Origin of the sequence: Reyranella sp. (assembly GCF_965249915.1) — a bacterium.
Taxonomy (GTDB): Bacteria; Pseudomonadota; Alphaproteobacteria; order Reyranellales; family Reyranellaceae; genus Reyranella.
Genome location: NZ_OZ252257.1, coordinates 3,535,553 through 3,554,749, shown reverse-complemented (window position 1 = coordinate 3,554,749; position 19,197 = coordinate 3,535,553). Strand labels below are relative to the sequence as shown.

Annotated in this window: 18 protein-coding genes; 17 read left to right on the top strand and 1 reads right to left on the bottom strand. The window is 64.3% G+C overall.

Going from position 1 to position 19,197, the window contains the following annotated elements; translation table 11 throughout:
* Positions 1 to 124 precede the first annotated feature (124 nt).
* The 13 genes from ACP15H_RS17665 to ACP15H_RS17605 all read left to right on the top strand — a co-directional run bounded on the left by ACP15H_RS17665 (position 125) and on the right by ACP15H_RS17605 (position 14,180).
* Positions 125 to 2,386 (top strand): DUF3363 domain-containing protein, encoded by a 2,262-nt coding sequence (locus ACP15H_RS17665; RefSeq protein WP_425067467.1) that lies wholly within the window; start codon positions 125 to 127, stop codon positions 2,384 to 2,386.
* A 128-nt stretch (positions 2,387 to 2,514) separates the two neighbouring features.
* A complete protein-coding gene (locus ACP15H_RS17660) occupies positions 2,515 to 4,515 on the top strand; it encodes a conjugal transfer protein TraG (protein WP_289298436.1) in 2,001 nt (666 codons plus the stop codon).
* 8 nt (positions 4,516 to 4,523) lie between these two features.
* Positions 4,524 to 4,967, top strand: a complete 444-nt coding sequence (locus tag ACP15H_RS17655; RefSeq protein WP_289298434.1) for a CopG family transcriptional regulator — start codon at positions 4,524 to 4,526, stop codon at positions 4,965 to 4,967.
* A gap of 138 nt (positions 4,968 to 5,105) precedes the next feature.
* Positions 5,106 to 6,074: a P-type conjugative transfer ATPase TrbB gene (gene trbB, locus ACP15H_RS17650; RefSeq protein WP_289298433.1), complete on the top strand. Its 969-nt coding sequence runs from the start codon at positions 5,106 to 5,108 to the stop codon at positions 6,072 to 6,074.
* Positions 6,071 to 6,397 carry a TrbC/VirB2 family protein gene (locus ACP15H_RS17645; protein ID WP_425067466.1) on the top strand — a complete coding sequence of 109 codons (327 nt, stop codon included), beginning with the start codon at positions 6,071 to 6,073 and terminating at the stop codon, positions 6,395 to 6,397. Before trbB ends, ACP15H_RS17645 begins: the two co-directional genes overlap by 4 nt.
* A complete protein-coding gene (locus ACP15H_RS17640) occupies positions 6,397 to 6,660 on the top strand; it encodes a VirB3 family type IV secretion system protein (RefSeq protein WP_425067465.1) in 264 nt (87 codons plus the stop codon). Before ACP15H_RS17645 ends, ACP15H_RS17640 begins: the two co-directional genes overlap by 1 nt.
* A gap of 10 nt (positions 6,661 to 6,670) precedes the next feature.
* Positions 6,671 to 9,109 (top strand): conjugal transfer protein TrbE, encoded by a 2,439-nt coding sequence (gene trbE, locus ACP15H_RS17635; RefSeq protein WP_425069921.1) that lies wholly within the window; start codon positions 6,671 to 6,673, stop codon positions 9,107 to 9,109.
* Positions 9,106 to 9,843 carry a P-type conjugative transfer protein TrbJ gene (gene trbJ / locus ACP15H_RS17630; RefSeq protein ID WP_425067464.1) on the top strand — a complete coding sequence of 246 codons (738 nt, stop codon included), beginning with the start codon at positions 9,106 to 9,108 and terminating at the stop codon, positions 9,841 to 9,843. The genes trbE and trbJ overlap by 4 nt, the downstream gene beginning before the upstream one ends.
* A gap of 40 nt (positions 9,844 to 9,883) precedes the next feature.
* Positions 9,884 to 11,137, top strand: coding sequence for a P-type conjugative transfer protein TrbL (gene trbL, locus ACP15H_RS17625; protein ID WP_425067463.1), 1,254 nt, complete (start codon positions 9,884 to 9,886; stop codon positions 11,135 to 11,137).
* Entirely contained in the window at positions 11,137 to 11,820 is a 684-nt protein-coding gene (gene trbF / locus ACP15H_RS17620; protein ID WP_425067462.1) for a conjugal transfer protein TrbF, read from the top strand. The genes trbL and trbF overlap by 1 nt, the downstream gene beginning before the upstream one ends.
* A complete protein-coding gene (trbG, locus tag ACP15H_RS17615) occupies positions 11,817 to 12,758 on the top strand; it encodes a P-type conjugative transfer protein TrbG (RefSeq protein WP_425067461.1) in 942 nt (313 codons plus the stop codon). Before trbF ends, trbG begins: the two co-directional genes overlap by 4 nt.
* A gap of 2 nt (positions 12,759 to 12,760) precedes the next feature.
* Positions 12,761 to 13,927 carry a TrbI/VirB10 family protein gene (locus ACP15H_RS17610; RefSeq protein ID WP_425067460.1) on the top strand — a complete coding sequence of 389 codons (1,167 nt, stop codon included), beginning with the start codon at positions 12,761 to 12,763 and terminating at the stop codon, positions 13,925 to 13,927.
* Between the two features lie 10 nt (positions 13,928 to 13,937).
* Positions 13,938 to 14,180 (top strand): DUF2274 domain-containing protein, encoded by a 243-nt coding sequence (locus tag ACP15H_RS17605; protein WP_425067459.1) that lies wholly within the window; start codon positions 13,938 to 13,940, stop codon positions 14,178 to 14,180.
* Here the strand turns inward: ACP15H_RS17605 and ACP15H_RS17600 are convergent.
* Positions 14,177 to 15,085 (bottom strand): LysR family transcriptional regulator, encoded by a 909-nt coding sequence (locus ACP15H_RS17600; RefSeq protein ID WP_425067458.1) that lies wholly within the window; start codon positions 15,083 to 15,085, stop codon positions 14,177 to 14,179. The two genes, ACP15H_RS17605 and ACP15H_RS17600, sit on opposite strands and share 4 nt — an antisense overlap.
* Positions 15,086 to 15,464: 379 nt before the next feature.
* On the opposite strand from ACP15H_RS17600, the gene ACP15H_RS17595 reads away from it, so the two are divergent.
* The 4 genes from ACP15H_RS17595 to ihpB all read left to right on the top strand — a co-directional run bounded on the left by ACP15H_RS17595 (position 15,465) and on the right by ihpB (position 19,180).
* Positions 15,465 to 15,890: a hypothetical protein gene (locus ACP15H_RS17595; protein ID WP_156716901.1), complete on the top strand. Its 426-nt coding sequence runs from the start codon at positions 15,465 to 15,467 to the stop codon at positions 15,888 to 15,890.
* A gap of 2 nt (positions 15,891 to 15,892) precedes the next feature.
* Positions 15,893 to 16,273, top strand: coding sequence for a hypothetical protein (locus tag ACP15H_RS17590; protein WP_156716902.1), 381 nt, complete (start codon positions 15,893 to 15,895; stop codon positions 16,271 to 16,273).
* A gap of 613 nt (positions 16,274 to 16,886) precedes the next feature.
* Entirely contained in the window at positions 16,887 to 18,203 is a 1,317-nt protein-coding gene (locus ACP15H_RS17585; RefSeq protein ID WP_082751753.1) for a TolC family protein, read from the top strand.
* Positions 18,200 to 19,180 carry a divalent metal ion exporter adaptor subunit IhpB gene (gene ihpB, locus ACP15H_RS17580; protein ID WP_068190717.1) on the top strand — a complete coding sequence of 327 codons (981 nt, stop codon included), beginning with the start codon at positions 18,200 to 18,202 and terminating at the stop codon, positions 19,178 to 19,180. The genes ACP15H_RS17585 and ihpB overlap by 4 nt, the downstream gene beginning before the upstream one ends.
* Positions 19,181 to 19,197: the final 17 nt, after the last annotated feature.

The window sequence follows — 19,197 nt, the reverse complement described above, 5'->3', positions numbered from 1 at the left end:
CCCCAGATCATGGACGGCAAGATAAAGCGGGTGGCCCCGCTGCCGTCGCTCCACTCCTAAAGGCCTGTCTGCACGTTGTTTTTTGAGAGTGCCGCGCCGGCTCCTCGAGACAGATCTGCGTCTCTTGAAGCAGTTTTCTCTTTGTTTTCAATGCTCCAAGCGCCGTCTCTTCTGGGACAGAGTCTTCCGCTGCTACGCGGGCGACGTCTTTTCTACGCCACGCCGCGATCCCGGCGTTCTGACGCTTGCGGCGCTTGGTTTCGCTGCCAATCGTTATGCCATGTCGCGCGATGACGACGATTTCCGTCTCCGGCCCGGAAGGATCCAGGATCGCGGTGACGCGCGGATCGGGAGACGTCGCGCCGGGAGCAGGAGTAGCCGTGCGTCTACTTTCAACGGGCAAATACAGCAGGCTATCCGACGGGCTGGCGGCAATCCCTCTCGATTGGGCGAGGCCGGGAAGGGCGGCGGCCGGTTCAACGAACGGGGGCGCGGGGCCTCGGTGGCCGCGGCGTTGAAGAACCGGAATGCCTGGAGCCGAGTCGATGGCATCCGCACCCGCTCACGTCGGGTCGCGGTCAAGGCTCGCATCGTGAGGCTCAATCCGCAGCGAGGCGCGGCCAGGGGACGGCAGTTCGTCAGCGCCAAAGCCGTGGATGCCCATCTGCGGTATCTCCAGCGCGATGGTGTGACGAAGGACGGAGAAAGGGGCCAAGTCTACTCGGCCAGCCAGGATGTTGAGGATGGTCGTGCATTCGTGGAACGGGGCCGGGAAGACCGCCACCAGTTCCGCTTCATCGTGTCGTCCGAGGAGGGTGTCGAGCTCTCTGATCATCGCGCGACCACCCGCGAACTCATGAAGCAGATGGAGGTCGACCTGGGTACCCACCTCGACTGGATCGCGGTCGATCACCACAACACCGGCCACCCACACACGCACATCATCGTTCGGGGCGTGACCGACGATGACAAGACTCTCAACATCGCTGGCGATTACATCGCTTATGGCGTCCGGGAGCGGGCTAGCGAAATCGTAACCCGGGAGCTCGGCCGCCAGACCGAGCATGAAGTGTCCCGCGGCTTGGAGCGCGAAGTCGACGGTGGACGCTTTACGCGCCTCGACCGCATGCTGCTCGCCGAGCAGCGGAGCCGAAACGAGTTTACCGACCTGAGGCCGGATCGGGACATGCTCGAAAGCCTGCGACAGAACCGGGCGCTGCTGATTGAGCGGGCGCGCAAGCTGGAGCGCATGGGCCTGGCCACCGAGGTGGAGCCAGGCCGGTGGACAGTGTCGCCCACGGCCGAACCCGTCTTGCGGGAGCTGGGAGAGCGTGGCGACATCATCAAGACCATGCATCGGGCACTGGACCGGGAAGGGTTGGGCGACGCCCGCGCAATCGCAGGCTATGTCCTGCATCGCGAGGAGATGACAGCGCCGATCGTTGGTCGGGTGCTCGACAAGGGGTTGGCGGGCGACGAGATGGGCGAGCGCATGAGGCTCGTCGTCGACGGCGTGGACGGGCATGTCCATCATCTCGAGATGGATCCTGCCGGAGTAGAGAATATTCAGCGCGGCATGATCGTGACTGCTGGTGCCGGCGAGACGGGACCGCGCGCATCGGACCGCAATATCGTGGCCATTGCCGGAGAAGAGGGTATCTATCGGCCAGCCGCGCATCTGGAGCACGCTGTCGGCACTGTCGAGCGTTTGGGCGGCGATCCGGCGGCCTACGTCCGATCCCATGTCCGGCGCCTCGAGGCGCTGCGACGGGCCGGCCATGTCGAGCGGATCGACGCCGATCACTGGCGCATTCCCGCCGATTTGGCCGAGCGCGGGCGGGCATATGACCGCACGCGGGACCGCGCGGCCGGTCGGGTGACCGTCCTTTCGACGTTGGGGCTCGACCAGCAAGTCGGCCATGAGGGCGCGACGTGGCTCGACCGAGAGTTGGCCTCTCGTCGGCGCACCGTTCTGGCAGACGACGGATTTGGCCGGGACGTGACCGACGCGCTGACCAGGCGTCGGCGATGGCTGGCGGACAAGGGGTATGCGACGGAAGTCGGTGACGGCCGGGGCCGGATTTCTCGCGACTTGGTGCAGCGGCTTGAGGCTCGTGACGTCGAGCGCGTCGGCCGCGCGCTCGCCGCCGATCGGGGGCGGGAATGGCAGCCCGCCATTCCGGGAAACCACGTTGCCGGGACGCTGGTCGGCTCCACGCAGCTTTCGAGTGGACGGTTTGCCATGATCGACGACGGGCTTGGCTTCAGCCTGGTCCCGTGGCGGCCCGCGCTCGAACAGCATGTCGGCCGCCTCGTGTCAGGGGTGGCCTTGCCCGGCGGTGATGTCGGCTGGTCGCTTGGACGACGCCAAGGACTGGGGCTGTAACTCGAAGAGGAAGAGCGCGGCAGACCGGTTCACGGCACTCACCAAATTGCACGCCAGGGCCGCCGGCTGAGCGCTCTGCGCGTCGTCGGCATTGAACGGATGGCAAGCGACCGCTTGATCTCCTCGTCATGTCTGCGACGAAGATCCTGTGGGGGCAGATCACCCTCGTTTTCGCCATCGTGCTCGTAGCCGTATGGGCATCCACGCAATGGACGGCCTGGCGGCTGGGTTATCAGCCCCAGCTCGGGCCACCATGGTTCGAACTCGCCCAGGTACCGATCTATTTTCCTCCAACCTTCTTCTGGTGGTGGTACGCCTTCGACGCCTATGCCCCCGCGATCTTCGTGGAGGGCGCCTGTATCGCGGCCTCGGGTGGCTTTATTTCGATCGGGGTCGCGATCGGCATGTCGGTGTGGCGCGCGCGAGAAGCGAAGAACGTGGCGACTTATGGTTCAGCTCGTTGGGCGACTGCAGTCGAGGCTCGCCATGCAGGCTTGATTGGTCCGGACGGCGTGGTGCTTGGCAAGCTCGGCGCCGACTACCTGCGGCATGAAGGACCGGAACACGTTCTCTGCTTTGCGCCGACGCGAAGCGGCAAGGGCGTCGGTTTGGTCGTGCCGACCTTGCTGACCTGGCCGGGCAGCTCGATCGTTCACGACATCAAGGGAGAGAACTGGGAGCTGACGTCGGGCTTCCGGTCTCGGCACGGCCGCGTGCTCCTGTTCGATCCCACTAATGCGGCGTCGGCCGCCTACAATCCGTTGCTCGAGGTGCGTCGCGGCGAATGGGAAGTCCGCGATGTCCAGAACATTGCCGATGTTCTGGTCGATCCCGAAGGCGCGCTGGAGCGGCGCAATCATTGGGAGAAGACCAGTCACGCCCTTCTGGTCGGTGCGATCCTGCATGTCCTGTATGCCGGTGAAGACAAGACGTTGGCAGGAGTTGCCGCATTTTTGTCAGACCCAAAGCAGCCGATCGAGACGACACTCAGGGCAATGATGACCACGGCGCACCTCGGCGAGGCGGGTGTCCATCCGGTCATCGCGTCGGCCGCGCGGGAGCTGCTGAACAAGAGCGAGAACGAGCGCTCGGGCGTACTCTCGACCGCCATGTCCTTCCTCGGACTATACCGCGACCCCGTGGTCGCCCAGGTGACGCGTCGCTGTGATTGGCGCATCCGCGATCTCGTCGAGAACGAGCGACCGACGACCCTCTACCTGGTCGTACCGCCGTCCGACATCAGCCGGACCAAACCGCTGGTGCGCCTCGTGCTCAACCAGATTGGCCGCCGACTTACCGAAGAGCTCCACGCCAAGGGACGGCGGCACAGGTTGCTGCTCATGCTCGACGAGTTTCCTGCTCTGGGTCGCCTCGACTTCTTCGAGTCGGCACTGGCTTTCATGGCCGGTTACGGATTGAAGGGCTTTCTCATCGCCCAGTCGCTCAATCAGATCGAGAAGGCCTACGGTCCCAACAACGCCATCTTGGACAACTGCCATGTCCGTGTGTGCTTCGCCACCAACGACGAGCGCACCGCGAAGCGCGTCTCGGACGCGCTCGGCACGGCGACCGAAATTCGCGATGCCAGAAACTATGCCGGGCACCGGCTGAGCCCGTGGCTAGGCCATCTCATGGTTTCTCGGCAGGAGACGGCGCGGCCGTTGTTGACGCCTGGCGAGGTCATGCAGCTGCCAGCGAGCGACGAGCTGGTCCTGGTTTCTGGGTGCCCGCCAATCCGCGCCAGGAAGGCGCGGTACTACGAGGACCGGCAGCTGACAGAACGTCTGCTACCACCGCCAGAGCCAGAACGGCTGGGAGATTCCGGCGTCACGCTGGATGATTGGAGTGCCAAAGCTTTTCCAACGGTTCAGGCGGCACGCGGAGAGGGAACCGGCGGTCTTCAGGGAGGGCAGCCCGTCGACGATCCCGCCAATGGCGGCATTCGTCGAGAGCCGGAGCTTGCCGAGCATGAAGACATCGCGGCCGAGCCCGTCACGCCGTCGCCCGAGTTCGAGTTTGCCGAGGATGAAGCCGACGAAGATGCGGTGCGAGCTCGCCGTTTGCGCGCGACGGCTCGGGGGCTCGCCCGCCAGGCCACGATGGATCCTGGCGATGGAATCGACTTGTGAGTGGATAGATGCGCACCAAGCATACGTTTCGCCTGCCACCCGATTTGGGGCTGAAGCTTGCCGACTATGCGTCGCGCAAACGTGTGCCGCAGGCCCATATCGTGGAGACCGCACTCGCCTCGTTTCTGTCGCCTGATGCCTCCGAAAGGCTGGAAGGAGCGCTCGGTCGTCGGCTGGACCGGCTCGTTCGACAGGTCGAGCGTCTGGAACGCAATGTCACCATCTCGAATGAGGCGCTGGCGCTGTTCGTTCGCTTCTGGCTGACCACCACGCCCTCGTTGCCAGACGGCGCACAACAGGCCGCGCAAGCGAAGGGTCGCGAGCGGTACGAAGGCTTTGTCGATGCTTTGGGCCGGCGCCTGGCGAAGGGCCGGACGCTATCGGAGGAGATTTCACAGGACATCGAGCCAGACGAGGGTGCGGAACGCGACTCGCCCAAGGAGCCAGTTTAGCAGTCCCGCTCATTCGCACGCCCTTCTACGCCAGAGCACTACGACCCCTCCGTTGTTGTTGCGCACGGTACGTTGCTGCTTCTTCTAATCGACCCCGTTCGATGACCGCTACTTGCGGTCCTGCATTCCGGGGTAACGATGACGGTCCATTCCTTCCAGGCAGAAGTTATCTCGCGCGGCGCCCGCATGCTGCGCACGGCGCTCGGACCCGCCATCGCGAATTGGCTCGAGGATCCGTCGGTCGTCGAGGTGATGCTCAATCCCGATGGTCGACTCTGGATCGATCGGCTGTCGACCGGCCTGGTCGAGACGCAGGAGACATTGGCAGCCGCCGAAGGTGAGCGCATCGTGCGGCTGGTGGCTCACCATGTCGGCGCCGAAGTCCACCCGGCGAGCCCGAGGGTATCGGCCGAGCTGCCCGAGACGGGAGAACGGTTCGAGGGCCTGCTGCCGCCCGTCGTCGCGGCGCCCACCTTCGCGATCCGAAAGCCTGCGGTCGCCGTCTTCACTCTCGACGACTACGCCGCGGCCGGCATCATGACGATGGGCGAGGCGAACGCGCTTCGGCATGCGGTTGCCGATCGCCGGAACATCCTGGTGGCCGGCGGTACCTCGACCGGCAAGACGACACTCGCCAATGCGCTCCTGGCCGAGGTGGCGAAGACCGACGACCGCGTGGTGCTGATCGAGGACACCCGTGAACTGCAATGCCGTGCCGCCAACCTCGTCGCCTTGCGTACGAAGGATGGCGTAGCGTCGTTGTCCGAGCTGGTGCGCTCGTCGTTGCGGCTGCGGCCGGACCGCATACCGATCGGCGAGGTGCGGGGCGCCGAAGCCCTCGACCTCCTGAAGGCCTGGGGCACAGGCCATCCCGGTGGCATCGGCACCATTCACGCCGGATCGGCGATCGGCGCGTTGCGGCGTCTCGAGCAGCTCATCCAGGAAGCCGTCGTCACGGTGCCGCGCGCCTTGATTGCCGAGACGATCGACCTCATCGCCGTGCTGTCCGGTCGGGGGAGCGCCCGTCGGCTGACGGAACTCGCCCGCGTCGAGGGCCTCGGCGCCAACTCGGACTACGCCCTCTCAGCTACAGGAGAATCTCAATGACGCGCTTCGGGATACGACACGCTGTTTCGGCGGTCGCAAGCTTGTCTACGGTCCTGCTCGTCCTCTCGTCGACCGCTCATGCGGCGGGCTCCAGCATGCCCTGGGAGCAGCCATTGCAGCAGGTCCTGCAATCGGTGGAAGGACCGGTCGCCAAGATCGTCGCGGTGATCATCATCATCGTCACCGGTCTCACCCTGGCGTTCGGCGACAGCTCCGGTGGATTTCGGCGCCTGATCCAGATCGTGTTCGGTATTTCGATCGCCTTTGCCGCCTCGAGTTTCTTCCTCTCCTTTTTCTCGTTCGGCGGGGGGGTCCTGGTCTGATGACCGAGCCCGTTCCCGGCTTCGTGGTGCCGCTCCACCGCGCCCTCACCGAGCCGATCCTGCTGGGCGGCGCGCCGCGCTCGATCGCGATCCTCAACGGCACTCTGGCGGCGGCCATCAGCCTGGGACTGCGCCTCTGGGTCGCCGGCCTGCTGATCTGGCTTGTCGGTCACGGTTTGGCCGTCTGGGCGGCCAAGCGCGACCCGCTCTTCGTCGAGGTGGTGCGTCGCCACCTGCGCATCCCGGGCCGGCTCGGCGTCTGAGGAGGCTGTCATGATGAATCTCGCCGAATACCGGAACTCCGCAACTCGCCTGGCTGACTTTCTGCCGTGGGCAGCACTCGTTGCTCCCGGCCTTGTCCTTAACAAGGATGGCTCGTTCCAGCGAACCGCGCGGTTCCGCGGCCCCGATCTCGACTCGGCGGTGCCGGCGGAGCTGGTCGGTGTCGCGGGACGGCTGAACAACGTCCTCCGCCGTCTTGGATCGGGCTGGGCGCTGTTCGTCGAAGCGCAGCGGCAGCCTGCCAGTATCTACCCGGAGGGAAGGTTTCCGGACGCGGCATCGGCGCTGGTCGACGCCGAGCGAAAGGCGGCCTTCGAGGAAGAGGGGACGCATTACGAATCGGCCTACTACCTGACGTTTCTGTATCTCCCACCGGCCTGGGAATCTGCTGGTGCCGAGCGCTTCTTCTATGAAGGCCGCCACCGCGTTGCAGGAGCGGATGCTCGTGAGATTCTGGCAGGCTTCATCGACCGGACGGACCGTGTGCTGCATCTTCTCGACGGTTTCATGCCCGAGTGCCGCTGGCTCGACGACGCAGAGACGCTGACTTACCTGCATTCTTGCATCTCCACCCGGTGCCAGCGTGTGCGCGTGCCGGAAGTGCCCATGTATTTGGACGGGCTGCTGGCCGATCAGCCCCTAACCGGCGGGCTTGAGCCGAAGCTTGGCAACTGCCATCTGCGGGTGCTCACGATCGTCGGTTTCCCCGGAACAACCACGCCGGGACTGCTCGAAGATCTCAATCGTCTGGCCTTCGCCTATCGCTGGTCGACGCGTGCGATCCTGCTCGACAAGACCGACGCCACGCGGCTTCTGACGCGAATCCGCCGTCAGTGGTTCGCCAAGAGGAAGTCCATCGCGGCCATCCTCAAGGAGGTGATGACCAACGAGGCGACGACGCTCGTCGACACCGATGCGCACAACAAGGCGATCGACGCCGATGCTGCCCTGCAGGAGCTCGGCTCGGACGCCGTCGGGGCGGCCTACTGTACGGTGACCGTCACGGTATGGGACGAGGATCCGCGCGTCGCAGACGAGCGGTTGCGTCTCGTCGAAAAGGTGATCCAGGGCCGCGACTTCACTTGCATGGTGGAGAGGGTCAATGCCGTCGATGCGTGGCTGGGCTCACTTCCAGGGCATGCCTACGCCAATGTGCGCCAGCCGCCCGTCTCGACGCTGAACCTGGCGCACATGCTCCCGCTGTCGGCGGTCTGGGCGGGACCCGCGACCGACGAGCACTTCGGTGCGCCGCCGCTGTTCTTCGGCAGGACCGAGGGGGCGACGCCGTTCCGCTTCTCGCTTCATGTCGGCGATGTCGGCCATACGCTCGTGGTCGGCCCGACGGGCTCCGGCAAGTCCGTGCTGCTGGCCCTTATGGCGTTGCAGTTCCGGCGCTACGACAAGGCGCAGGTCTTCGCCTTCGACTTCGGCGGTTCCATCCGTGCCGCTGCGCTCGCGATGGGCGGAGATTGGCACGACCTCGGCAGCGCGCTGGGCGAGGAGGAAAGGGATCCCGTTGCCCTCCAGCCGCTGGCGGGCATCGACGATGTCGCGGAGCGAGGCTGGGCGACCGACTGGATAGCAGCACTCCTGGCCCGCGAGAAGATCGACCTCACGCCCGAAGTGAAGGACCATCTGTGGTCGGCCCTCGGGTCGCTGGCATCGGCGCCCGCCGAAGAGCGCACCCTGACGGGGCTGTCGGTGCTGTTGCAGGCGGCCGCTCTCAAGCGGGCCCTCCAGCCCTACTGCCTGGGAGGTGCCTATGGCCGTTTGCTGGATGCAGAGGCCGAACGGCTTGGCAGCACGTCGGTACAGGTCTTCGAGACCGAGGGGCTCATCGGAACAGATGCCGCGGCTGCCGTGCTCGCCTATCTCTTCCATCGAATTGAGGCACGTCTCGACGGCAACCCGACCCTTCTGATCGTCGACGAGGGCTGGCTCGCCCTGGATGACGAGGATTTCTCGGACCAGCTGCGCGAATGGTTGAAGACCTTGCGTAAGAAGAACGCCTCCGTTGTGTTCGCGACGCAATCGCTTTCAGACATCGATGGCTGCGCCATCGCGCCGGCCATCATCGAGAGCTGCCCGACCCGGCTCTTCTTGCCGAACGAGCGGGCGATCGAGCCGCAGATCTCAGAGATCTATCGCCGCTTCGGTCTCAACGATCGTCAGATCGAGATCCTTTCCCGCGCGACTCCGAAGCGCGACTACTACTGCCAGTCCCGCCGCGGCAATCGCCTGTTCGAGCTAGGCCTTGGCGCGGTGACGCTCGCCCTCACGGCGGCCTCGTCGAAGGCCGACCAGGCCCTGATCGAACGCGTTCTGGGTGAGCACGGCCGTAAGGCTTTCCTTGCCGGCTGGCTTCAGGCGCGCGGCGTGCCGTGGGCTGCCGATCTCATCCCCGACCTCAGCACAGGAGAATCGTCATGATTTCTATCCGTCGTTGCAGCGTTACGCTTGTAGCCATCCTCGCTCTCTCCGGCGGTGCGTTGCCGGCCTGGGCGCAGATGCACGTGTTCGATCCCAGCAATTATTCGCAGAACCTGCTGACCGCGGCGCGCACGCTCGAGCAGGTCAACAATCAGATCCTGTCGCTGCAGAACGAAGCGCAGATGCTGATCAACCAGGCCCGCAATCTCGCGAGCCTGCCGTACTCTTCGCTACAACAGCTTCAGCAGTCTATCGGGCGGACCCGTCAACTGCTCAGCCAGGCCCAGAACATTGCCTACGATGTCCAGCAGATCGATCGGGCCTTCTCGACGACCTATGCGCCGGCGTCGGCGAATCAGTCGGCCCAATCGCTGATCGCCAATGCGCAGACGCGTTGGCAGAATTCCGTCGCGGGCCTGCAGGATGCGCTGCGCGTTCAGGCGACGGTGGTCGGCAATCTCGACACCAACCGCTCAGAAATGTCCGCCTTGATTGATGCCAGCCAGGGCGCGGCCGGGGCACTGGAGGCGGCGCAAGCCGGCAACCAGCTCATCGCGCTTCAGGCGCAGCAGCTCGCCGATCTCACGGCGGCGGTCGCTGCGCAGGGCCGGGCACAGAGCCTCGAGGCGGCGGCGCGCGTGGCGGCCCAGGACCAGGCGAGGGAGCAGCTTCGCCGCTTCCTTGCGCCTAACACCGGCTACCAGCCGTCGACCATTCGCATGTTTCATGAATGATCCCCGTCGCGTGTGGGAAAACGGGACGGAGTGAAAGCCGATGGGCGGCACTGGCGTTATCGACCGGTTCCTCGCAGTCTTTACGAGCTACATCGACAGCGGCTTCGGGTTGCTGGGCAGCGAAGTGGGTTTCCTCGCGGCCACCCTTGCCGCGATCGACCTGACGCTGGCCGCGCTGTTCTGGGCCTGGGGCCGGGACGAAGATATTATCGCCAGGCTCGTTAAGAAGACCCTGTTCATCGGGGTCTTTGCCTACCTCATCGGCAACTGGAACAGCCTCGCCCGCATCATATTTGAGAGCTTCGCCGGCCTTGGCCTGAAGGCCTCCGGTACGAGTCTGTCGGCGGCGGACTTTCTCCGACCGGGGCGGGTCGCCCAAGTGGGGCTTGATGCCGGACGCCCCCTCCTGGAGTCGATTTCAGGACTGATGGGCTACATCAGCTTCTTCGAGAACTTCATCCAGATCGTGGTGCTGCTGTTCGCCTGGGTCGTGGTGCTGCTGGCCTTTTTCATTCTTGCCGTTCAGCTCTTCATCACCCTGATCGAGTTCAAGCTGACGACGCTCGCCGGCTTTGTGCTCATTCCCTTCGGACTCTTCACCAAGACGGCGTTCCTGGCCGAGCGGGTGCTGGGCAACGTCGTTTCCTCCGGCGTGAAGGTGCTGGTGCTGGCGGTCATCGTCGGGATCGGCTCGACGCTCTTCTCTCAGTTCGCCTCGGGCACCGGTGCCCAGCCCTCCATCGAGGATGCCATGGCGCTGGTGCTGGCCTCCCTGGCCCTGCTGGGCCTCGGCATCTTCGGGCCCGGCATCGCCAATGGCATCGTCTCGGGCGGACCTCAGCTAGGGGCCGGCGCGGCGGTGGGCACCGGGTTGGCTGCCGGTGGGCTTGCCGCCGCAGGCGGCGCCCTTGCGACGGGCGGCGCGAGTGCGCTGGCCGGTACCGCAGGCGCGGCCGCCCGAGGCTCTGCGGCCCTGGCAGGTGGCGCCGCGGCTGCCTATCGCGCCGGTGGTCTGTCCGGCGTGACCATGGCTGGCGCATCCGCCGCAGCCAGCCCGCTCCGCCGGGCGGCCGAAGGCGTTTCGAGCAGCTTTGCAGCCGGCGGGCGTGCCGCTGCCGGAGGTGCCGAGACGGGCGCTGCTGCTGCATCGGCGGACACACCGCCCGCTTGGGCGCGGCGCATGAGGCGGAGCCAGGCCGCCAGTCACGGCGCTTCCGCCGCCACGCACGTCATCCGTTCCGGTGATCACGGTGGTGGCGGCTCCTCCATCGATCTCTCTGAAGGGAACCATTGATGTTCAAGCGTTCGTCCGTCCGTTACGGCCACGCTCCCGTGCCGGAAACGCCCTACCAGAAAGCTGCGCAGGTCTGGGACGACCGGATCGGTTCCTCCCGCGTGCAGGCCAGGAACTGGCGCCTGATGGCGTTCGGTTGCCTGGCGCTGGCCGCCGGTCTTGCCGGTGGGCTCGCCTGGCAAGCGGCGCGGGGGACGATCACGCCCTGGGTCGTCGAGGTCGACAGGCTTGGCCAGGCGCAGGCGATCGCGCCGGCCGACGCCTCCTATCGGCCGACCGATCCGCAGATCGCCTTTCATCTTGCACGCTTCATCGAAGATGTGCGCGGGCTGCCATCCGACGCGGTCGTGCTGCGCCAGGGCTGGCTGCGGGCATACGAGTTCACGACCGATCGTGGCGCTGCGGCCTTGAACGACTATGCCCGCCGCGCCGATCCTTTCGCGAGACTTGGCAAGATGCAGATCTCCGTCGAGGTCTCGAGCGTCATCAGGGCGTCGCCGGAGAGTTTCCGGGTGGCCTGGACCGAGCGTCGCTACGAAAGCGGTCAGCTCGCCGCCACCGAGCGCTGGACCGCCATCCTCACCATCGTAATCGAAACGCCACGCGACGCCGATCGTCTGCGCAAGAATCCGCTGGGTGTCTTCGTCAACGCCATCAACTGGTCGAAGGAGCTCGCACAATGAGGTACCACCGCATGCGGCTAGCCATTTTCGTCTCCCTGCTGGCGGTTACGGGATGTGCGTCCACGAAGCCGCCGCAGATCAGTTACGACGAGAGCGTGCCGCCGCTACCGGTGTCCTCGGCACTCGCCGAGGATCCACCGCCGCGGCCTCTGCACATCCCACCGGTCTGGACGCCGGCGCGCGGAGGACCGGGCGATGCAAGGGATCCGGTGGCGCGCGTTGATGCTGCCAACGGCGCCGCGCGGGTGGAGCCGCGCCGCGAGGGCTACTTCAACGCCGTGCAGGTGTTTCCGTATAGCCCGGGAGCCCTCTATCAGGTCTACGTAGCCCCGGGACGGGTCACCGACATTGCCCTGGAGCCTGGTGAGCAACTCACCGGCTCAGGCCCAGTGGCCGCCGGTGACACGGTACGCTGGATCATTGGCGATACGGAGAGCGGCAACGGCGATACGCGTCGCGTGCACATCCTGGTCAAGCCAACCCGACCTGCCATTGAGACCAACCTTGTGGTCAACACCGACCGGCGCACGTACCTCATCGAGCTGCGGGCCAACGAGCGACCCTATATGCCCTCGGTCGCCTGGTTCTACCCCGAGAGCCGAGGCAAGAGCCTTCGCGCCCTGCCCCCGGTGGCGGTCCTCCCGGAAATAGCCCAGCGCCGGTACCGATACTCGATCGAGGGCGACAAGCCGCCCTGGCGGCCGATCAACGCCTACGACGATGGGCGCAAGGTCTATGTCGAGTTCTCGCCCGGCATCGTACAGGGCGAGATGCCGCCTCTCTTCGTCGTCGGCGAGGACGGCAAGCCGGAGCTCGTCAACTCCCGTGCACATGGCAACGTCCTGATCGTCGATCGCCTGTTTGCCGCGGGCGAATTGCGACTTGGCGGCGAGAGCCAGCAGATCGTCCGGATCGTCCGCACAGACGGAAGACCCTAGCGATGACCGATCCTCATCTGAATTCCAGCAACTCGACGGTCACTCAACCCTTTAGGCTGCGGTCGGAGGGCCCGCGCGTCACCCGTCTGTCGCGCACTGTGCTGATTGGCGGGACGGCGGTGGGCCTGATTCTGGTCTGCGGCGCCGTGCTGTGGGCTTTACAGGGCGATCGGCTGCGTGGCGTCGCGCCGCAGGAACTCTACACCACCGACCGGTCTCGCGTCGCCGACGGCCTGGCGGCGCTGCCGCGCGATTACACCGGCATCCTTCGGGATGTTCCCCCACTCGGGCCGCCGCTGCCGGGCGACCTGGGCCGGCCGATCTTGGCAGCCCAAGGTCAGCCCGCGCCCTTGTCGCCCGATCCCGAGCAACAGCGCCGGGCTCAGGAGGCGGAAGCCGCCCGCGTCAGCCGCCTGTTCGCGCCCGGCAATCGCCAGACACAGCCTGGTGCCGCAAGTATTCCCGCGTCTCAGCCATCACTGTCGGCAGCGACGTCGTCGACCGATGAAGCTGCGATCCAGAACGGACAGGACCGCAAGCTCGCGTTCATGAATGCGCCGGTCGATCGGAAGACGACGAGTGCCGATCGTCTGGCGCGGCCCGCTTCGCCGTTTGTGCTGCAGGCTGGCGCCGTCATTCCCGCGGCATTGATCACCGGCTTACGGTCCGACCTGCCGGGGCAGATTACCGCCCAAGTGACCGAGAACGTCTATGACACGCCGACGGGTGGAGCGTTGCTGATTCCTCAGGGGGCACGGCTGATCGGCGTCTACGACAGCCAGGTTAGCTTCGGGCAATCCCGTCTTCTTCTGGTCTGGACGCGGCTGCTTCTCCCGAACGGCTATTCGATCGTGCTCGAACGACAACCCGGGGCGGATGCCAGCGGCCAAGCTGGTCTGGAAGACGGTGTCGACCACCACAGGGGATCCCTGTTCAAGGCGGCGCTTCTTTCCACCATTCTGGCGGTCGGCACCGAACTCGGCTCGGATCAGAACGATAGCGATATCGTCCGTGCCCTGCGCCGTGGTGCGGGCGACACGCTGAACCAGGCTGGACAGCAAGTGGTGCGGCGCAACCTCAACATCCAGCCAACCCTCACGATCCGCCCTGGTTATCCGGTCCGGGTCATCGTGACCCGCGATCTCGTGCTGCAGCCTTACCGGGGATAGGAGATACGTCATGTCCAAGCTCAAGCTCGGTGCCATTCTGGACGAGAAGCCTGTGAAGCTGACGGTGGAGCTGCCGGCAGCAATTTTCCGGGATCTCATTGTCTATGCGGAGGCGCTTGGCCGGGAAACGGAGCAGACGTTCGATCCAGCGAAACTTGTGGCTCCCATGCTGGCTCGATTTATGTCTGCGGATCGAGCCTTTGCGAGAGCGCGCCGATCCGCAAAGGGCAAGATGGAAAGCGCCGGCTCCTAGCCTAGGAGCGTGGGGTGGTGCGTGTGCCGGAGCGTTTCCAGGAATCTGGTAAGAGCCGGGTTTCGGTTGTGTTCCTCCCAGCATGCTGTGAAGGTGATATGGCTCGGACCTGATGCATCACGTATTTCGCGAAACCGGACTCCGGGATAGGCAACACTCGTCCAAGACTCGCAGTGAACGCTGACATGAAGCCCTGCTTCCACCATTCCTAGAACATTCTCATTACTGGCATCCCATGTCTCGATCTTGGGCCCACCCCCCGGTGCCGCAAGCTTCCGGAGAACCAGGTTCCGCAAATCGGATCCGGGATCCCACTGGCTGAGGAGTATTGTCTCGTCTTTGAGATCGCTCCAGTCGATTACCTCACTGTTTGAGAGTGGGTGCCTCGAAGACAGTGCTACCACAATGCGCTCCGACCATAGCGACATCGTAAGTCCACCATGTTGTCGCGCGTCTCCAGCAACGATAGCAACGTCGACATCTCCAGTCCCAAGAGAGGCTACCAGCTGACCGCGAGATCGTTCGGTAACCTGTATGGTAATCTCTGGGAATGCCTTGATGTGCTCCGCCAAGATCGAGCGTACCTTGCTGGCCGATATCGCCGTACCGAATCCTGCTTTCAGCACGCCTGTTTCTCCGCGGTCCGCCAGCTGCGACGCCCTAACCATTTCGTCTATTTCGCCGAAGAGACGACGGGAAGCCTGCGCCATGCTCGTCCCAGCGGGTGTAAGGCGTACGCCTCCGCTCGAGCGCTCGAACAAAGAAACACCAAGTTGCCCCTCGAGGTGGCGGATCCGGCGACTGAGTGCCGATTGCTTGATGTTGAGGGCTGTTGCGGCTTGCCGAAAACTCCCGTGCTCAGCGGCCGCGATTACGCTCCGCAAGGAACTCAGATCGAGGTTCATAATCGGAATGTCTACTGTGATGGAAGGACAGTTCCTCTGATAGTTGATGAAAATTGGCTTGCTGGTTTCCGCTAGCATAAATTTCCGCAATCTCTGGGGCTCAGCATTGCCAAGTGATACGTCTGTGGCATGTTGCGATGTAACGTCGAATACCGCCCCGTCAGATTCTAAACGGTTCTTGTCAATCAGGACAGAAAGGGCGTCGTTTCGGCCGCATGACGCGTGGACGTCAAGGAGCGGGTCGCGAGAAATTTGAATTGCATGCCGGGCTCGTGGCGCTTGCAACATCGGCCCGGCCAACCTGTGAGTCCCCGTTCGTGAGGGATCACATGGGACACAGTTAACGCTGCCAGCTGGCTGGGCTTGGCACTACGTGAGCATGCCGGATCCCGTGGAATGGCTTGATAGGCTTCGACAAGCACAGCTCGATGTGAAGGCGGCCATCTATCTGGAGTTCGACGACTTGTCCGACAGGTTCGGTGTCCAGACCCGCGAAGTCGATCGCGCCATGGCGAGCATCGACGACACGCTCTCTGACCTGATCTACGACGTCATGGTCGATACGTCGCGCGGCGGATGTATATCGACTTCGATGAGGCCGAAGCGTTGGCGGAACAACGCGCCCGTCCTGGTTGGGCTGAGCACAGCATGCTTTCAGTTCGTCTCCAGCAGGCCGGCCACGAAATGTTTGAGAGGCCGCTCGCGCGGGAGATTTTTGAACGTGTCCGAACCTAATCCGCGTCGGAAATTCCGGCTTTGCGGAAGCTTGCTGCGGCTTGGCGCAAAGCGTCGACGCAGGTCATGATAATGAGATTGTTGGCCAGGCACCCGCCGTTCGGCTGGAACACATTGAGCAGCCGGCGCCGCGTCGACCGGGAGAGCTTCTTTCAAGTCGTTCTCGAAGCCCACGGCGTACAGATTCGCCCTCCGACCATCGACGCGGCGTGGCCTCGTGGCGCTACCGCGGAGAAGCGTCTGGTCCGCACCGTCAAGTCTTGCTCGACGGCTGAACCTTTCGCCCTGCGGCGGTTGTTTGCGAGAAACCCGACCGTCAATGAGTGTGTGTTCCCATCTGCTGCGATGGACGGCGCCCAGCAAATCGCGCAACGCCCGTCACGCGCCGCCCGGCTGGGAGTTGCAAAGGCGTGCCACTTGCCACAGTTTTTTGACTATCTCATTTCTGCGTGAGCATCTGAATTCCTGACAATTCACCTCAGTCAGGACCGAGTTCTCGGTGGAGGCTGCGTTTGGTTGTACCGTATCGTTGCAAGAGTGTCGCCACCCCCACAGCGACAGGTCGTCAATCTCCGGGGCGCAACGTCGCATGTTTAACTGCGTGATTGTATAACGCCGCTGCATTCCCCGATAACTAGCGTGTGAGGTTCCTGGCACCCGCTTGGCTGGCACTAATGTTCCGACGGAGCGCGCGTTTCGTCCGGATGATCTGCATTGTGTCGCTTGCAATCGCCAGTGTTCTCCACGTCGCCAACGATTTTCGCGCGAACAGCCTGGTGCAGGCCGAAACGGCCGTTTCCAGTGCCGCAGATGACTTAGGCACGGACGGAGCCCCTGTCTCCGAGGCTTGCCACAGCTGCTCGATTGCGCCGTATTTGGACGCGGTATTTCCTGTGACCGTCGTGGCCACCACGGCCGAGGTGCCTGAAGGACGTCTTGTTCAGGTGTCAGCTGTCTCCCGGAACATAACAGGACCACCCCCCAAGAACTGATATCATCGTGTTTCGTTCGTCGTGGCGGCCTATCCCGCGCGACGTGCCGATGAATGCTTTTCTGGGGTCAGATCATGTCAAACCGCGTAGTGGGAGCACTGTGTGCAGCGCTGCTTGTCGTCACGCATGCGAACGGAGCCTCGTCGCAGACGCCTCCTGCTGCTTCTCAGCGTGCATCGACCGCAGCGCCGCAGCGAACGCCGAACGGGGTGCTCACTCTTCGTCAAGCCTTGCAGCAGGCGGTGAACGCTAGCCCCCGCATCGACATTGCTGATCGCAACATGGGCATGGCTGATGGCCGTCGCAGGCAGGCCGGCGCGATGCCCAATCCGACGATCGGATTCGAGGTAGACAACTTCGCACCGGGTAACTCCGAGAATGTCGGCGGTGCGGAGACGACGCTGATGCTGAGCCAGCTCATCGAGCTTGGCGGCAAACGCGACGCGCGTGTGTCGGCGGCGCTCGGCGATGCCGATGCCATGCGATGGGAGAAGGAGGCGACGCGTCTCGAGCTCCTCTCGGAGACGACGCTCGCCTTCGTCGAAGCCCTGTCGGTGCAGCGGCGCATCCAGATCCTGGAGCGTCAGGCGGCGACCCTTGAACGGCTCGTGCCGTTGATGCAGCGCCGGGTCGATGCGGGTGCCTCTTCCCCGTCGGAAGTGACCCGAACCCAGACCGCAGTTGGTGTAACGCGTCTCGAAATCGAGCGCACCCGCTTGGCCCTTGCCGTGGCCCGGAGAGATCTCACCGGCTTGATGGGGCGTGATCTCCCTGATTTCACCTCCGTTTCCGGAGACTTCAATCGGCTGGTCAGACCGGCGCCGCTCGAAGCTCTGATCAAGGCGATCGACGACAATCCGCAGCTCATGCGCTGGACGGCCATTCGCGCTCAACGGGATGGTGACCTGCTGGTCGCACGACTGAAGCCGATTCCCGATGTCACCGCCAGCGTCGGCTGGCGCTACTACTCGGACACTCAGCAGAGCGCCGTCCGACTGGGCGTCTCGATGCCGTTCCCGGTTCTGGATAGAAACCGCGGCGGAATCCAGGAGGCGCAGGAGAACTCGCGTAAGGCGCATTCCGAGCGCGCTTCGAACCGGCTGGCCTTGATCACCATCGTGGCGAAAGCGTACGACACGGCGAACAGCCAGCTCATCCAGCTCGACCTCGTCCGCAAGACGATTCTGCCGGCGGCACGGCGAACTTACGCCACCATCGAAGAAGGATACGGCCAGGGCCGCTTCACGGTTCTGGAAATCCTGGACGCTTATCAGACGGTCGCCGACGCCGAACTGAAGGAGCACGAGGCGCTGACGAGCTTCCATTCGGCCGTTGCCACCATCGAGGGCCTCACCGCAAGCCCGATCAATCTCACGAGGGCAAAACAATGAAGTTCGTTAAGAAGGCAGTCGGCTACCTGGTGGTGGCGCTGGTATGCGCCGGCATTCTTGGCGCGGCCGGCTATTACGTTTTCGACTCGCGATTCGCCAATCAGTCCAAGGCGGCCGCCGGCAAAGGTGAAGCTGCGGAGAAGGAGGGCGAAGGCCACGACGAGGGGGTCAAGCTCACGGATGCGCAGCTAGCCAGCGCGGGTATCGAGCTGCTGACCGCGGGTCCGCGGGAACTTCGCGACATTCTGCAGCTCAACGGCTCGGTGCAGCCCAACCAGGAGACACTAGTCAAGGTGACGCCGCGGTTCCCGGGGGTCATCCGCAGCATGCGCAAGCGGCTGGGCGACGCCGTCAAGAAGGACGATGTGCTGGCGACGGTCGAGAGCAACCAGAGCCTGACGGTCTATGAGCTCAAGGCGCCGATCGACGGCACGGTGATCGACCGCGACGGGACGCTGGGAGAGTTCGCGTCGGAAGCGCGGCCGCTTTTCACGATCGCCAACCTGTCGACGATGTGGGTGGACTTTGCCGTGTTCCGAAAGGACTTCACCCGGGTCCGCCTCGGCGACGCCGTCTCGATCGACGTAGGCGACGGTGGGGCGCCGATCGAAGCGAAGATCGACTATCTGTCGCCGATCGGCGCCAGCGACACCCAGTCGGCCATCGCGCGGGCGATCGTGAAGAACACTGACGGGCGGCTGCGGCCCGGTCTGTTTGTCGATGGCAAGGTCGTGCTGTCGGCGCGGCCAGTTGATGTCGCGGTCAACACGGCCGCCCTGCAGACGCTGGAGGGCAAGACCGTGGTGTTCGTGCGGAGCGGCGACACCTTCTCGGCGCGGGAAGTGGAGCTGGGCAACCGGGACGCCGACTGGGCGGAAGTCACGTTCGGTTTGGTCGCGGGCGATGTCTATGCGGCGAAAAACAGCTTCGTGGTCAAGGCAGAGATCGGCAAGGCCGGCGCGAGCCACGCGCACTAGGGGCGAGAGGATTCCTC